The 15,129-nt window shown below is 46.9% G+C and carries 13 protein-coding genes, 4 tRNA genes and 1 pseudogene; 17 read left to right on the top strand and 1 reads right to left on the bottom strand.

The genetic code is table 11. The annotated features are described in order from the left end of the window. The 3 genes and pseudogenes from H8710_RS13070 to H8710_RS13080 all read left to right on the top strand — a co-directional run. A pseudogene (locus tag H8710_RS13070) lies at positions 1-177 on the top strand (N-acetylmuramoyl-L-alanine amidase family protein); the annotation flags it as partial. Positions 178-639: 462 nt separating this feature from the next. Beyond that, the gene (locus H8710_RS13075; protein ID WP_249296288.1) at positions 640-1,326 is read left to right on the top strand and encodes an N-acetylmannosamine-6-phosphate 2-epimerase; all 687 of its coding nucleotides are present in this window, start codon (positions 640-642) and stop codon (positions 1,324-1,326) included. A gap of 21 nt (positions 1,327-1,347) precedes the next feature. Next, positions 1,348-2,232, top strand: a complete 885-nt coding sequence (locus H8710_RS13080) for an ROK family protein (RefSeq protein ID WP_249296289.1) — start codon at positions 1,348-1,350, stop codon at positions 2,230-2,232. A gap of 98 nt (positions 2,233-2,330) precedes the next feature. Here H8710_RS13080 and H8710_RS13085 read toward each other — a convergent pair whose 3' ends face one another. Beyond that, positions 2,331-2,807, bottom strand: a complete 477-nt coding sequence (locus H8710_RS13085) for a YfcE family phosphodiesterase (protein ID WP_249296290.1) — start codon at positions 2,805-2,807, stop codon at positions 2,331-2,333. A 169-nt stretch (positions 2,808-2,976) separates the two neighbouring features. On the opposite strand from H8710_RS13085, the gene H8710_RS13090 reads away from it, so the two are divergent. The 14 genes from H8710_RS13090 (at position 2,977) to H8710_RS13155 (ending at position 15,031) form a co-directional block, all read left to right on the top strand. Then, entirely contained in the window at positions 2,977-3,249 is a 273-nt protein-coding gene (locus H8710_RS13090; protein WP_249296292.1) for a hypothetical protein, read from the top strand. 69 nt (positions 3,250-3,318) lie between these two features. After that, complete coding sequence (locus H8710_RS13095; protein ID WP_249296294.1) at positions 3,319-3,828, top strand: hypothetical protein; 510 nt, start codon at positions 3,319-3,321, stop codon at positions 3,826-3,828. A gap of 29 nt (positions 3,829-3,857) precedes the next feature. Further along, a complete protein-coding gene (locus H8710_RS13100; protein ID WP_249296296.1) occupies positions 3,858-4,274 on the top strand; it encodes a hypothetical protein in 417 nt (138 codons plus the stop codon). A 206-nt stretch (positions 4,275-4,480) separates the two neighbouring features. Then, positions 4,481-5,302, top strand: coding sequence for a 23S rRNA (guanosine(2251)-2'-O)-methyltransferase RlmB (rlmB, locus tag H8710_RS13105; RefSeq protein WP_249296297.1), 822 nt, complete (start codon positions 4,481-4,483; stop codon positions 5,300-5,302). Positions 5,303-5,338: 36 nt separating this feature from the next. Further along, a complete protein-coding gene (locus H8710_RS13110) occupies positions 5,339-7,561 on the top strand; it encodes a hypothetical protein (protein ID WP_249296299.1) in 2,223 nt (740 codons plus the stop codon). Between the two features lie 191 nt (positions 7,562-7,752). After that, the gene (locus H8710_RS13115; protein ID WP_249296300.1) at positions 7,753-8,682 is read left to right on the top strand and encodes a peptidylprolyl isomerase; all 930 of its coding nucleotides are present in this window, start codon (positions 7,753-7,755) and stop codon (positions 8,680-8,682) included. A 21-nt stretch (positions 8,683-8,703) separates the two neighbouring features. After that, complete coding sequence (locus H8710_RS13120) at positions 8,704-9,300, top strand: peptidylprolyl isomerase (protein WP_249296301.1); 597 nt, start codon at positions 8,704-8,706, stop codon at positions 9,298-9,300. Positions 9,301-9,325: 25 nt separating this feature from the next. Beyond that, positions 9,326-10,930, top strand: a complete 1,605-nt coding sequence (locus H8710_RS13125) for a glycerophosphodiester phosphodiesterase family protein (protein WP_249296303.1) — start codon at positions 9,326-9,328, stop codon at positions 10,928-10,930. A 216-nt stretch (positions 10,931-11,146) separates the two neighbouring features. Next, a complete protein-coding gene (locus H8710_RS13130) occupies positions 11,147-12,925 on the top strand; it encodes a phosphoenolpyruvate carboxykinase (GTP) (RefSeq protein WP_249296305.1) in 1,779 nt (592 codons plus the stop codon). A gap of 171 nt (positions 12,926-13,096) precedes the next feature. Further along, positions 13,097-13,173 (top strand) — tRNA-Pro (locus H8710_RS13135). 82 nt (positions 13,174-13,255) lie between these two features. Continuing rightward, a tRNA-Thr gene (locus H8710_RS13140) sits at positions 13,256-13,331 on the top strand. 17 nt (positions 13,332-13,348) lie between these two features. After that, positions 13,349-13,434, top strand: a tRNA-Tyr gene (locus H8710_RS13145). A 495-nt stretch (positions 13,435-13,929) separates the two neighbouring features. Beyond that, entirely contained in the window at positions 13,930-14,823 is an 894-nt protein-coding gene (locus H8710_RS13150; protein WP_249296307.1) for a YitT family protein, read from the top strand. Between the two features lie 122 nt (positions 14,824-14,945). Then, positions 14,946-15,031: transfer RNA gene (locus tag H8710_RS13155), tRNA-Tyr, on the top strand. Positions 15,032-15,129: the final 98 nt, after the last annotated feature.

Genomic DNA, 15,129 nt, shown 5'->3' on the forward strand with positions numbered 1-15,129 from the left:
ACCGGCTGGCTGCAGCAGGGAAATACCTGGTATTACCTGAAAGACAGCGGAGCCATGGCAACTGGCTGGAACTGGGTAGGAAGCAAATGCTACTACTTTAACGCCAGCGGCAAAATGGCAGCTAACACCACCGTGGGCGGCTACAAGTTAGACGCTTCCGGCGCGTGGGTCAAATAAGATCAATTGATGTGCAAAAGAACCTTAGCTTTAATGCTAAGGTTCTTTTTTTGTGCGAAATTTGCTTGTCAGTTGCAAGAATATGCGGTATAATAGCCTCAAAGTCTAAGCAAGACCTTGGTAGTCTGAAAAAATATATTCTTACAATCTGAATCTACACTGTGTTTTGCGCTTTGGTAATGCAACGATGGCCAGGTATCTTTGCATATCGGCTCGCCATAGAGGCGTGGTTGAGGCATCTTTTTGCTTCATATGCACATGCTGTTAGTAACGCACGATACTATCTGGATGTGCAGAATTAATATGGCTTAAAAGTGAGCAGGTTTCACACAACCTAAAGTTGTATTACGCAATGCTAGAACTTAAAAGTTAAGAATGGTAGCTGGTTTATTGATTTTTGGCTGAAAAATATGTTATACTGTATGCAGTTTGAATTGATAAAAACAGAAAGAGGTAATTGATATGACAAATCAAGAGATTTTGGCTCAAATTAAAGGAAAACTGATTGTATCCTGTCAGGCACTTCCTGACGAGCCTCTCCATGGCTCCGAGTTTATGGCGAAAATGGCCTTTGCGGCCAAAGAAGGCGGTGCCGCTGGCATTCGCTGCAACACAGTGGAAGATATCCACGCCATCAAGCAGGCGGTTGACCTGCCTACAATCGGTATCATTAAGGCGGTTTATGAGGGAAGCGATGTCTATATCACTCCCACCATGAAGGAAGTTGATGCCCTTATGGAAGAAGGCGTGTCCATCATGGCGTTGGATGCCACCAACCGGATCCGCCCTGATGGAAAGACTCTGGAAGAGTTCTTTGGCGAAGTTCGCAAAAAATACCCGAATCAGCTCTTTATGGCGGATGCTTCTTCTTACGAAGAGGGGATTCAAGCGGCTAAACTGGGCTTTGATCTGGTGGGTACCACCATGCACGGTTATACACCCTACACCAAGGGCGTAACACTGCCCGACTATGATATGATTCATCGTCTCGCAACTGAATTGGATGTCCCTGTTATTGCCGAGGGCGGCATTTGGGTTCCAGAGCAGCTGAAAGAGGCACTGGCGCAGGGCGCTTTCGCCGCGGTAGTGGGAACCGCAATTACTAGGCCCCGCGATATTACCAAACGATTTGTTGCGGCTATCCGCTAAATCCGCTGACGGAGGAAAACCATGAAAATTTTGACACTGGACGTGGGTGGAACGGCGATTAAAACCGCTTTGATGAACGACGGCGTAATGGAGAATCCCCATGAGATGCCTTCTGAGGCGAAACAGGGCGGCCCAGTTGTTCTGCAGAATATTCAGAAAATCATCGATGCCTGTGAAGATTTCGATGCTATCGGCATCAGCACGGCTGGGCAGGTAGACAGCGAAGAGGGCAGCATCATTTTTGCCAATGAAAATATTCCGAATTATACCGGTATGCGCCTCAAGAATATTTTGGAAGAGAAATACCATAAGCCTGTATTTGTGGAAAATGACGTCAATGCCGCTGCGATAGGCGAAGCATACTACGGAGCTGCTGTGGGACAGAAGGACTTTATCTGTCTGACCTATGGTACTGGTATCGGTGGTGCCATCATAATTGATGGCAAAATCTATGGCGGTGCTAAGGGTGTGGCGGGTGAAATGGGCCATATCCTCGTCCATCCTGACGGATTGAAATGTGGGTGCGGACAAAGGGGTTGCTATGAGCAGTATGCTTCCTGTACCGCTCTTGTGCGGAATTCTTTTGAGGCTAATCCCGAATGGGGAAGCGGCCGCATTATTTTTAAGGAATTCTATGCTGGCAGCAAGGAGGCAGAAAAGATTATCAATGATTGGATCGAAGAGATTATACTGGGCTTAGTGAGCCTCGTACACATCTTTAATCCATCCTGCATCGTTTTGGGCGGCGGAATAATGAATGAGCAGTACATTATTGATCGAGTCAATGGACGGCTCCAGGAACGCATTATGCCAAGTTATCGCTGTGTAGAAGTGAAACACGCAAAGTTAGGAAACAACGCAGGACTTTATGGCATGCTGGCCACCGTCCAACAAAAAATCAAATAAATACTACAAAAAGAAAAGGGATTCCCCAAGGGAATCCCTTTTCTTTTTTATTTGACGTGCGCCTCTAAACGGCTCATATCATAGAGAGATTTTGCTTCTTACAATTCTACAATAAACGGTATAATTCCCTGAGGTGTAATGTCGATGATGCCGTAAGACGGATTGCAGCCTCTGGGTTGGGTAGGACTTCCAGGGTTCATAAAATAAATTCCGTCTTCATAATGAGTATCGCTTTTGTGGCTGTGACCATATAATGCTATACAGCAGCCATTCTGTAAAGCAAGCTTCTTTAAAGGTTCCAGTGTGGATTTCACAAAAAGGCTGTGGCCGTGGGTACAGAGAATCTTTTGGTCCTCTACTGTGACGATTTTGACTTCAGGAAGGATGCTGCCATAGTCGCAGTTGCCTCGGACACAGTTCAGATTCAGATCGGGGAAAAGTTCCAGCATGTCGTCCACTTCACGCTGTCCGTCCCCCAGATGAATAAACAGAGAAGCCTCGTGACGATGCTTTTCAACAATATCGTAAAATTCCCGGAACCGGCGGTGAGTATCAGACAAAACAATGATGCGCATGGTGTATTTCCTTTCATGAAAGCCTCAGATTGTTTCATAACCACTTGTTTTTCCTCATAAGTATAGTATATCCATATTGTTTCGTCAAATGAAGAATTCAGCTTGCTGCGAGAACAGATTGGCTTTGCCCAATATTTAAATAGAGTGAGAGAAGGGTATGGTGACACATATGAATCAGAATCAAAAGAATACAGGGGCCGTCAACCAGAAACAGAATCCTAATACCAATCGGCTGTTGGAGATGGTTGGAAAGAAACTGGGGAAAGACCCCAATGCACTTCAGCAGCAGCTGGCGGCCGGCAAATACGACAGCGTTCTGGGCAGCTTAAATCCCAATGACAGCCAGAAACTGCAGACTCTGTTGAACAATCCCAAACTTGCTCAACAGGTGATCAATACGCCTCAGGCACAGCAGATGCTGAAAAAACTCCTTGGGGAGTAACCGACGAGAAATAGGCCACTGGATAGACAAATCACTGGGTTTTAACCTCAGAAAGGAACGGCTTTCAAGATGGATGACCTGACTTCTACCCTTCAAAATATCCTGGGCAGCGAAGAGGGCATGAAACAGCTTCAGGATCTTGCACAGATGTTGGGAATCGGCTCTTCCGAGTCTTCTCCGTCTAAAGAGGCGGAGAAGGAAGGACAGGGCTTTGACCTCAACGGCCTTTTGGAGAATATCGGTTTGAGTCAAGGCGTTGCGCAGACTGCCCAAGGCGGTTCTAATGGGCAAATGCCGGATTTGAATGAACTGCTTAAAGGCCTGACCGGCGGCGAACAGGGTGAAAAACAGGACGATTCTGCCCCTTTGTTTACTCCAGCGGACATCATAAGGCTCCAGCAGCTGATGCAGGCGGTCAAGCAGGATAATCCCAATACGATGCTGCTCAAATCACTAAAACCTCTGCTCAAAGAAGAGCGGCGTCATAAAGTAGATGAAGCCGTCCGGATTATGAAGCTTCTTTCCCTACTGCCTATACTGAAGGAAAGTGGAATGCTGAATAATCTGTTGGGCGGTTGATTAAGGTATCGGAAAGGAAGAGGGAGAGTATGGCGCAATACAATAGTGGGTATTCCTCCTCAGAAATTATGGCCATGCAGCGGGATGCTGCGGAACGGGTCCGAGAAATGCAAAGAAGGGCACAACAAAGACTTCATCAAAGCAATGGCCAGCAGATGGATAACCCAAACCAAATGAATATGAGACAGTCGCCTTCGCATAATAGGCCAGTTGGGGGAATGCCGGCGTTTTCGGTTCCTCCTCCCCGGCAGGAGGTTCCGCCTCCCCACCATGGCACATCCCAGTCTCCTCCCCCTCCTTTTTCATTTGGTAGTTCCATTCAGGCAATACTTGACCAATTTCACTTAGATCAGGATCGAATCGTGTTGATTCTTTTATTCCTCGTCCTAATGCGGGAAGAGTCTGATCCGATGTTGCTGCTGGCCCTTGCTTATATCTTTTTGTAAATTGCCGATTGGTTCTATAGCAAGCTATACTCCTAACCAAAATACGAATTGAAGCAGATAGTTTTGAATAAAACTCGTTGTATTCATCCGTGGAATATGATATACTTATTCTGTAAAATTATGTTGAAATCGGTCTGTTTTTCTTTGATATGGACGGGAAGGCAGAAGATGGGAATATAAAATATCAGATGGGCGGATGAACGAGGATGAAAACAAACGAGAGAAATAAGAGCTCTTTTTCCCGCAGACAGGCGGAAGAAGGCAATCTGTACGACAATGTGATCGCCGGACGGAACGCAGTGCTGGAAGCTTTGAACAGCGAGGATAAGGTGGATACCGTATTTGTTGTAAAAGGTCAGGCAGGCGGTACCATTATAAAAATCATATCGGAGGCAAAGCAACTGGGCTACCCGGTGAAGGAGATTTCTCCGCAGAAAATGGATGCTATGGCGGGCGGCGTGAATCATCAGGGGGTTTTGCTGACCCTCTCGGCGGTGCAGTACTATAATGTGGATGATATTATCTGCAAGGCAAAGGAAAACGACGAGGAGCCCTTTCTTATCATCGCGGATGAAATCGAGGATCCCCACAATCTCGGAGCTTTAATCCGTACGGCTGAGACAGCGGGCGCCCATGGCATCATTATTCCAAAACGGCGCAATGTCGGTGTCACTTCAGCAGTGTATAAGGCGTCGGCGGGAGCGGCGGCCCATCTTCCGGTGGCCCGTGTATCCAATCTCGCCGCCACAGTGGACGAGCTGAAGGAAAAGGGGCTTTGGGTCTACGGCTGTGATATGGAGGGACAGACCTGGTGTCAGACCGATTTCAGCGGCGGTGTTGCACTGATTGTCGGCTCTGAAGGGCGGGGCATCAGCAGATTGCTCAAAGAAAAATGCGATGTTTTGGTCACCCTCCCAATGAAAGGAAAAATTACATCTCTCAACGCGTCAGTGGCGGGCGGCATCGTTATGTACGAAGTGGCGAGGCAACGCAGCAAGCTCAAGGCCCTTGCGCCCAAGGAACGCTGATGTGGCTCAGAACGACGGGAGGATGTGTTTGCCGAAATGGACGATAAAAAATTCTCATTGGATGATATTTTGCTGGAAGTCGGACTTTCTTCGGCTCATAAAGAGGAAGATATAGTCGATGTAGATGCCCTTTTGCAAAATATCGTGAATGAAAAACAGACTGTTAAACAAAAGGAGGACCCTTTCATTGCGGAGCCTCCCACCAAAGAATTTACTCCGGCCAAGCGGTCGGAACCAACTGCTGTACATCAGGCGGCGCCGAGAAAGTCTATGCTGGCAAATCCTGCTCCAGAGCCACAAAAGGTGGGGGCCCCACAGGTACCGAAATCTGACGGGCAGAGTCTCTCTTTGGAGAACAGCGGCAATTTTTCCATTGACATCGAAGGAATTCGCCAAGAGCACAAGCCGCCTCAGACATCCCCGTTGGAGTCCCCTGCGGAGGAAGAGCGGGCGGAAACTCCAGAAATCCACTTTAACCAGAAAAAAGAAGAGCCGGATTTTGAGAGAAGGTTGGACTTTGCTCCATGTTTTCAGAAATTTGAGGAAGAGGCCTCCACGGAGCGCCAAAAGGACTGGGAACCACTTCTGTTGAAAGAAAAAGCAGCTTCCACCGTGAGGGGCACCTTTTTGCTGATAATGGCGGTTGCATCCCTTATTCTGTCGATGATGATTTACTTAAATGCCGCCACTGGAATTGGATTTATCCCTACTTTGCCGTTTTTGCTGACAGCGGGAGGCATTGGGATCATTTCTGGCGTGCTGGGCTTTCCGGTGCTGATGAGCGGCGTACGCTCGATCCTGCGGCTGGAACCCAACCGGGACATTATGCCCACGGTGACTTACGCCTTTTGCATGATACAGTATTTGACCCAACTTGCTTTCCCAAAAGGGCTTTCAAACCCCAACATCCATCAATACCTGCCTGTGGGGATCCTCATACTGGGCCTTGCATTTTTGGCGAGGACGCTGACGCTGAAAACAGCTGTCCGCAACCTCCATACCCTCAATGCCAACAGTGAAACATACGAGTCACAGATCATCTGGGACAGCCGGGCTGCAAGCGAGTTGAGCAAAGGCCTGGTGGACGACACAGCCTACCCGGTGGTGAATCGGAAAACCGATCAGGTGTCGGATTTTATGAAGCTTTCTCTTTCAATGGATGGCAGTGACCGGCTCGGGCGAAATCTGACCTTGGTGGGGACGGCATTGGCCCTGGCGGTGGCCCTATTTACCTTTTTATTTACCAAACAACGCCACCTGGCAGTTACAATTATGACGGCAATAACCTGCGTGTTTGCCTCAATGGTGAATCTTTATTCCATATGTTATCCCCTGCTTCGCTGTTCGAAAAAAGCAGCTCAGTTTAACGGCCTGATCAGCGGGGAAAAATGCGGACTCAATTACGGCGACGTCAATGTAGCTGTCGTAGAGGCAAAATCTCTGTTTCCGCCGGCGGCGGTAATGCTCAACGGCATCAAGACTTTCGAAGGAATGCGGATTGATGAGGCGATTTTGGATGCTGCCAGCGTGCTGAGTACCGCAGGGAGTATCATGACCGATGTGTTTTTAAAGATCATCGGCAACCGGACAGAACTGCTGCACAAAGCGGAAAACCTCCACTATGAAGACGGAATGGGCCTTTCCGCATGGATTGACAATCGGCGGATCCTGATTGGGAACCGGGATTTGATGGCTTCTCACAATATTCGAGTTCCCAGTGTCGACTATGAGCGGCGCTTTACCTCTGAGGGCAGCGATCTGGTCTACCTCTCTACGTCAGGCGAACTGACTGCGGTGTTTATCTTCACTCTCCATCCAACAATCCCTTCGGAAGAAGCGGTGCAGATGCTTTACAGCAGCGACATAGGACTCAGTGTGCGGACCATTGATTCTATTGTTACCAAAGAGCGTCTTTCAGGGCTCTTTGCCATTGAACCGAATTTTTTTAAAATTCTGCCCAACAAGCTCAGCAGGCTCTATGACGAATGCAGTCAGCCAGTAAAGACTCGGCCCGCAGTGGCCATAAATAACGGCAGTTTTGCTTCTATGGCATGTTCTGTGGCCGCTTCCAAGCGGATGCGGGTGATGATGACAGTGGCCCAGGTTGTGATGGTCAGTTCTATTATCCTGGGAGTCCTTTTGATTGCTGTTTTCGGATTTTTAGGCGCGACCAAGCAGCTTTCTCCTCTGATTATGTTCTGCTACCCGATAATTTGGCTTATCATTCACTTTTTGCTGCAAAAACTGATACGGCTTTAAATAAAGTACGGCCATAGACTGGCCGTACTTTTTGTTATGAGCGGCAACTGTGAACTTTTTTTAAATCTCCTTGAATTGTGGCCGTTTCTACTATATACTATATGATAACTGTACAGTGGTTTTGACCACTAACTTTCGTAAAACAACAGGGATAAATGAATGTTTTCCCAAAGAAAGGAAATGAATCGCACGTGAAACGTTTACTGAAATTACTGCCGGCGCTGCTAGCCTTATCCATGCTGTTCACCGGATGCTCCGGTACGGGAGGAATTGATCCTGCATCAATCAATTATGTCCAGCTGGAGGAACCGAAGGCAGGTCAGGATATTGCGGTATTCGATACCAGTATGGGAGAAATCACTGTGTTGCTCTACACCGACGAGGTTCCGGAAATTGTCCAGAATTTTAAAGATTTGGTTAATGAGGGTTACTTTGACGGCCAAGTGATTTTTCAGATTGACCCGGATTATAAGGTGGCTGCCTTCGGAAGCCCAGACAAAGAGGGCGAAGAGGGAAAAACGAACGATGATAAGCCCAAGAAAGCAGAGTACTCCCAAAACCTCTGGCCCTTTGCGGGGAGTGTCTGCACAATCACCTATCAGCAGGGCGCCCTCTTTAAAAAGCCCTATTATGATTCCCGTTCTTTCTTCTTGGGCGATGCTGAGCTCACCCAAGAGGATCGGACTCAGATGAGCGAAAATGGTTTCCCGGTGATGATGAAAAACGCGTTTGAGACAATGGGCGGCATTCCCGCCTATTCCCAGTACCATTCGGTTTACGGCAAGGTTATCAGCGGGATGGATGTGGTCAACGCCATGACGCAGGTTGCCTATAACGAAGTCCAGCCTACAGAAGAAGAATTGAAAAAGGCCGAAAAAAATGGCGTGGAATTGATGGCGGTTAAGCGCCCCCAGGAGGACATTGTCATTAACAAGGTTACCTTGTCCACTTACGATCCCGCCCACTTCGATTCGCTGGAAAACTGTCTTACTACCGAGGAACTGAATGCACTTAAGGAAAAAAGCCAGAAGGAACAGGAAGAGCTGGATGCGGCTTCTGCTGCGAGCGCAGTAGGAGAGAGTGGAAGCAGTTCCGATTCCAGCACATCTTCAGAAGAATAATGAAATATAAGGAGAAAGACAATGTTAAATTTTAGAGAATGCAAAGCAGGCGACCAAATTGCCGTAATGAAAACCAATATGGGCGACGTGAAAATTTTGCTTTTTCCCGAGGTTGCGCCAAAGGCAGTGGAAAACTTTACCTCTCTTGCGAAACAGGGGTACTACGATGGCATCATTTTCCATCGGGTCATCAAGGATTTTATGATCCAAGGCGGTGACCCCACCGGAACAGGCATGGGCGGAGAGAGCGTCTGGGGCAAGCCTTTTGAGGACGAATTCAGCGAGGAAGCGAGAAACTTCCGCGGCGCGCTCTCCATGGCCAACGCCGGCCCCAACACCAACGGCAGCCAGTTTTTTATCGTCCAGGCCGGCCCAGAGGCAATGGATGAGAGGATTTTCGCCATGCTTAAACGTCAGGGCAAAAGCTTTTCTGATGACGTGGCCGAGAAGTATATGGAAGTCGGCGGTACGCCCTGGCTGGACGGTGCCCATACCGTGTTTGGACAGGTGATTGAAGGAATGGACGTGGTGGACAATATCGGAAATCTTCATGTAGACCACAGCGACAAGCCATACGAAGAAGTAAAGATTCTGGAGATTGCGATTCAAAGAACGTAGTCGATCAGGAAAGAAGGTTGTTTCTATGAAAGTCTGCATCGTTCAACCGGAATATTCTACAGATTATAAACGCTCTAACGAATTGTTTCAAAAGGAACTGGAATATTTAAGGGCCTGTGACGAAACCATAGATATTATTGTTATGCCCGAATCCTGCGATTGTCCTGCTCTTGCAAAAAACAAAAATGAAGCGGAGCAGAGTTCGTCCAGGTATAGAGATATTCTTTTAAAGGAAGCTGCAAACACCGCCAAACGGTGTAGCGCAATGGTTTTTATAAATGCCAGAAGCCAGGGCGAAAAGGGCCTTCGAAATACCACCTACGCTTTTGATCGGGAAGGCAGACTTGCGGGCAAATACTTCAAACAGCATCTGGTGCCGGGCGAAGTTTCTGAATTAAAGCTTGACAGTGGCTACACTTTTGAATTTTCTGAGCCAACCGTAATAGAGATTGAAGGCATTCGATTCGGATTTCTGGTTTGCTATGATTTCTATTTTTATGAGGCCTTTGCAAATATGGCGAGGCAGAAGCTGGACATCATTATCGGCTGTTCCCATCAGCGAAGCGATACCCATCGGGCCAGTCAGGTTATGTCTCAGTTTTTGGCATATAACACCAATGCTTTTGTTATCCGTTCTTCGGTATCGATGGACGAAGCGTCTGATATCGGTGGTGCAAGCATGGTGGTTGCGCCCGACGGCAAAGTGCTTTGCAACATGAGGAGTCGCATCGGAATGGAAACGGCGGATATAGACCTGTCAAACAAGTATTATAAGCCGGCCGGATATGGCAATCCCCCTGCTGCACATTATGAATATATCGAAAAAGGCAGGCGCCCCTGGAAATATCGCCCCGCTGGAAGCGCGATCGTAAAGCCGGATGCGATTATGCCCTATCCGAGAATATGTGCTCACCGGGGCTTTAATACGGTGGCTCCGGAAAACAGTCTGCCCGCCTTTGGCGCCGCAGTCGCCATGGGCGCTGAAGAAATTGAATTCGATTTATGGCAGACAGCAGACAGCAAAATCGTTTCAAGTCACGATTCAACATTGGACAGAGTCAGCGATGGACATGGTTTTATTTATGAAAAAACCTACGACGAACTTTTGCAACTTGATTTTGGTGCGGTTCACGGTGAGCATTTTAAAGGCTTGAAGGTTTTGACGTTTGAAAAAATACTCGAAAAGTTTTCTTGTCATACGGTGATGAATATACATATTAAATCTCAAAACAATACCGATCCACTGCCTGAACAGTATTTAAAAGATATTGTGGCACTGATAGATAAATATGATTGCCGGAAATATGTTTACTTTATGACGGGAAACGACACTGTTTTGGAACAACTCAGAAATATTGCCCCCGATATATGTAGGTGCTGCGGCGGCGGTGATGCTCCTTGGGAGATGGTTGAAAGAGCCATAAAATATGATTGCAAAAAAATTCAGCTTTTTAAACCGTGGTTTAATCAGGAAATGATTGATAAAGCGCATAGAAATGGAATGGTTTGCAATGTTTTTTGGTCGGATGATCCCGAGGAAGCTAGAAAATTCCTTCACATGGGCATCGATACCATCCTTACCAATGATTATGGCATTATATCTCAGATTATCAAAGAACAAGCCGAGTGATTCGGATTAACTGCAACAACTGCCTGACTTGACACAACGCAAGTCAGGCAGTTGTTGTGTAAAATGAAGGATGAAACGGGAAATAGAAAATTTACGAGAAAGACTGTCAATTTGTTAACAATTTAGCTATTGATTTTTTGACAAATCACCTCTAAAATTATATTTGTGGAAAATTGGTAATTTTCGATATATTATAACCGAAAGGGGAAAAAACAAATGCTAACCAACAACAAAAACGTGTTGCAGTGGGTGGATGAAATGGTCGCACTCTGCAAACCTGACAAAGTCGTTTGGATCGACGGAAGTGAAGAGCAGCTGAATGCTCTGCGCGACGAGGCGGTCTCCACTGGCGAAATGATGAGACTGAATGAGGAGAAACTTCCCGGCTGTCTGTATCATAGAACCAACCCTAACGACGTTGCCCGTGTAGAGGATCGTACCTTTATTTGCTCTGTCAAAGAGGAAGATGCTGGCCCTACCAACCACTGGAAAGACCCCAAAGAGATGCACGCTATGCTGACCCCCATGTATGACGGCGTCATGAAGGGTAGAACCATGTATGTAATTCCCTATTCCATGGGTCCTATCGGTTCTAAAATGTCTAAAGTCGGTGTAGAAGTCACCGATTCTATCTACGTTGTTTTAAATATGGATATTATGACCCGTATGGGCAAACAAGCTTTTGTCCAGCTGGGTGATACTTCCAACGACTTTGTACGCGGCCTGCATGCAAAGGCTGATATCGATCCCGAAAAACGTTATATCGTTCATTTCCCCGAAGAGAATATGATTTGTTCCATCAACTCCGGTTACGGCGGAAACGTTTTGCTGGGCAAAAAATGCTTTGCGCTCAGAATTGCTTCCTACCAGGGCAAAAATGAGGGCTGGATGGCTGAACACATGTTGATCCTGGGTATTGAAAATCCTCAGGGCGAAGTGAAATACATCTGTGCTGCTTTCCCCTCCGCCTGCGGTAAAACCAACCTGGCTATGTTGATTCCTCCGGAAGTTTACGCAAAGAAGGGGTATAAAGTCTGGACTGTCGGCGATGACATCGCCTGGCTCCGTCAGGGCGACGACGGCCGCCTCTGGGCCATCAACCCCGAAAACGGCTTCTTTGGTGTTGCTCCCGGAACCAATGTAAAATCCAATCCCAATGCGCTGCATTCTACCGAAAAGAACACCATCTTCACCAACGTTGCAATCAACAATGACGACAATGCTGTTTGGTGGGAAGGCCTAGATAAGAATCCTCCCGTCAACGCTACCGAGTGGAAAGGCGCCAAGGTAAACGGACCGGAGTATATTGCAGACGGTAACAAGTTGGCTCACCCCAACTCCAGATTTACCGCTCCCGCTAAGAACTGCCCTTGCATCAGCCCAGAGTTTGACAATCCTAAGGGCGTTCCGATTTCCGCTATCGTGTTCGGCGGCCGCCGCGCTAAGACCGCTCCGCTGGTTTACCAGTCCTTTGACTGGAAACACGGTGTGTTTGTAGGCTCTATTATGGCTTCTGAGACCACTGCCGCTGCTGCTGGCGCTGTAGGTGTCGTTCGCCGTGACCCCATGGCTATGCTTCCCTTCTGTGGTTACAATATGGGTGACTACTGGGCTCATTGGCTGGAGATGGGCGAAAAATTGGGCGACAAAGCTCCTAAAATCTTTAATGTCAACTGGTTTAGAACCGACGATGAGGGTCACTTTATTTGGCCTGGATTTGGCGATAATATGCGTGTTCTTATGTGGATTCTCAACCGTTGTGAAGGCAAAGCAGATGCTGTTGAAACTGCAATCGGCTACGAGCCCAAACCTGAGGACATCAACATCGAAGGCTTGGATATCACTGTTGATACCATCAAAGATTTGCTGAGCGTTGACAAAGGTCTCTGGAAAGAAGACGCACAGGGTATCGAAGAGTTCTACAGCAAGTTTGGCAGCAAACTCCCCGCTGAGATGAAGAAACAGCTGGATGAACTGAAAGCAAGACTTGCGTAATTATTAAATAAAAAAGCCCGGACTTTCCGGGCTTTTTTATTTTTTTAAGATACATATTTTTCTATGTAAATCCGGCGTTTTTCTCCATATGATAATTTGAGAAGAAATACTTGACAAAGCAAAGCCCTTATGGTAAACTATAAAAGCTGTCATAAAATGACATGTCTAAACCGGGGCGTAGCTCAGTTTGGTAGAGTGCTTGGTTTGGGACCAAGATGCCGCAGGTTCGAGTCCTGTCGCCCCGACCAAGTAAGATAAGTAGTTTTTGCTGGTGTGACTCTGTTGTGTAGACTTATTCTACTGACTTCACACATCATGTTCATCTCATTCGCTGGTGTAGCTCAGTTGGTAGAGCAGCTGATTTGTAATCAGCAGGTCGGGGGTTCGAGTCCGTCCACCAGCTCCATTTTTACATTTTTATATGGGCGAGTTCCCGAGTGGCCAAAGGGGGCAGACTGTAAATCTGTTGCATCATTGCTTCGGTGGTCCGAATCCACCCTCGCCCACCAAACCAAAACTCCAGTCAAAGGGCTGGAGTTTTGCTATGTCCGAAGGGTGGCTTCGGGAGGAACGTCAAGAAATATGCCAGGGCATGTTTGCAGCGACCGGCCTTCCCGAAATGTCCTGACTCACAGGGTTATTCCGCCCAAGTGGGAAGGAAAAGGGGGATCCCCCTCGCCCACCAAAATACCCCAGCTTGGAGTGAGCTGGGGTATTTTTTATTTTTCAAAATCTAAGCTTGGGAGGGGCGTCCCCCAAATTACTGGAATCCGCTCAGTTATAGCAGGAAAAAGAATAGAGTATCCTCATTGTAGTACCAGCCAAAACGGTTAAGTTTAATAGGATTTATGGATACATAGATTTTCACTTAGCCATTTTCCTCTTGAGCAGCCATTTGACTTTGTACAGCGGTGTGCTATAATTTGGGTGAAAAACTTTATTTGGCGGCAAGCTGATTGTGGAAATACTATTCTTGATAACTTCTGTAGTAATGAGGAATTTATATGAAAAGCACACTATTGAACAAGGAAGCAGGCCTTTTTCTGCGTCTTCGGGACCATATAGGCAGATTTGTATTAATTCTATTGGCTTCAGTCATTATGGCTGTCAATATTAAGAGCTTTGTGGAGGCGGGAGGGCTCTTTCCCGGCGGATTCAACGGCCTTACTCTGCTGATTCAAAGAAGTGCACAAGAGTTCTGGAACCTTTCTTTGCCCTTTTCCCTGATAAATTTTCTGCTAAATGCAGTGCCGGCACTCCTCAGTTTTCGACTGCTTGGCAAACGGTTCACACTCTACTCCTGTTTGATGATTGTGATAACCAGTATATTAACCGATGTGATTCCCTCTATGCCATTGACGGATGATATTTTGCTGATTTGTATTTTTGGTGGGATCATCAATGGATTTGCCATTAGTTTGTGCCTGATGGGGCGCGCCACCAGCGGTGGCACCGATTTTATTGCGGTGGCTTTGTCTCAAAAACTGAATGTGGACTCCTGGAACTACATTTTGTTGGGTAACGCGGTTATGCTTGTAGTTGCAGGCCTGCTTTTCGGCTGGGACAAGGCACTCTACTCGATCATTTTCCAGTTTGCTTCCACTCAAATTGTAAAAATGATGGATACTCGCTATAAGAGGACCACTCTTTTTATTATTTCAGATAAATCTGAGGAAATTTATAGACATATCCGGGAATTAACACATCACGGAGCTACCCTGTTTTGTGGAACAGGTCTCTACAATGGAGAGCCGCGTTCAATGATTTATTCGGTCATTTCAGGCAATCAAGTCAAAAACGTGACGAAAGTAGTGCGGAAGGTAGACCCGAAAGCTTTTGTTAATATTTTAAAAACCGACCAGGTAGCAGGAAATTTTTATCAGCGTCCCAACGATTAAATTAGGAAAAATAAATTGCGCAAAAAGGCAAATATTCCTTGACATCATCTTAAAATTATGATAAAATAAAAAAGCTGTCATGTTAGGACAAGCTCTATTGAAATGACAGTTATTTATCAGATGGGCGAGTTCCCGAGTGGCCAAAGGGGGCAGACTGTAAATCTGTTGCATCATTGCTTCGGTGGTCCGAATCCACCCTCGCCCACCAAAAAGCCGCTGAGTATTATTCTCAGCGGCTTTTTCTTTTGATACTGCTATTTTTAACAATAGAGCGGCTGTCGGCGTAAGTGCGCCACGGCTTCATGG

The organism is Fumia xinanensis (assembly GCF_014384905.1).
GTDB classification, from domain to species: Bacteria; Bacillota; Clostridia; order Oscillospirales; family Ruminococcaceae; genus Fumia; species Fumia xinanensis.

Excerpts from the sequence above, each read along its gene's own strand:
- H8710_RS13075 (WP_249296288.1), top strand. The coding sequence starts at position 640 with ATGACAAATCAAGAGATTTTGGCTCAAATTAAAGGAAAACTGATTGTA.
- H8710_RS13080 (WP_249296289.1), top strand. The coding sequence starts at position 1,348 with ATGAAAATTTTGACACTGGACGTGGGTGGAACGGCGATTAAAACCGCT.
- H8710_RS13085 (WP_249296290.1), bottom strand. The coding sequence starts at position 2,807 with ATGCGCATCATTGTTTTGTCTGATACTCACCGCCGGTTCCGGGAATTT.
- H8710_RS13090 (WP_249296292.1), top strand. The coding sequence starts at position 2,977 with ATGAATCAGAATCAAAAGAATACAGGGGCCGTCAACCAGAAACAGAAT.
- H8710_RS13095 (WP_249296294.1), top strand. The coding sequence starts at position 3,319 with ATGGATGACCTGACTTCTACCCTTCAAAATATCCTGGGCAGCGAAGAG.
- H8710_RS13100 (WP_249296296.1), top strand. The coding sequence starts at position 3,858 with ATGGCGCAATACAATAGTGGGTATTCCTCCTCAGAAATTATGGCCATG.
- rlmB (WP_249296297.1), top strand. The coding sequence starts at position 4,481 with ATGAAAACAAACGAGAGAAATAAGAGCTCTTTTTCCCGCAGACAGGCG.
- H8710_RS13110 (WP_249296299.1), top strand. The coding sequence starts at position 5,339 with ATGGACGATAAAAAATTCTCATTGGATGATATTTTGCTGGAAGTCGGA.
- H8710_RS13120 (WP_249296301.1), top strand. The coding sequence starts at position 8,704 with ATGTTAAATTTTAGAGAATGCAAAGCAGGCGACCAAATTGCCGTAATG.
- H8710_RS13125 (WP_249296303.1), top strand. The coding sequence starts at position 9,326 with ATGAAAGTCTGCATCGTTCAACCGGAATATTCTACAGATTATAAACGC.
- H8710_RS13130 (WP_249296305.1), top strand. The coding sequence starts at position 11,147 with ATGCTAACCAACAACAAAAACGTGTTGCAGTGGGTGGATGAAATGGTC.
- H8710_RS13150 (WP_249296307.1), top strand. The coding sequence starts at position 13,930 with ATGAAAAGCACACTATTGAACAAGGAAGCAGGCCTTTTTCTGCGTCTT.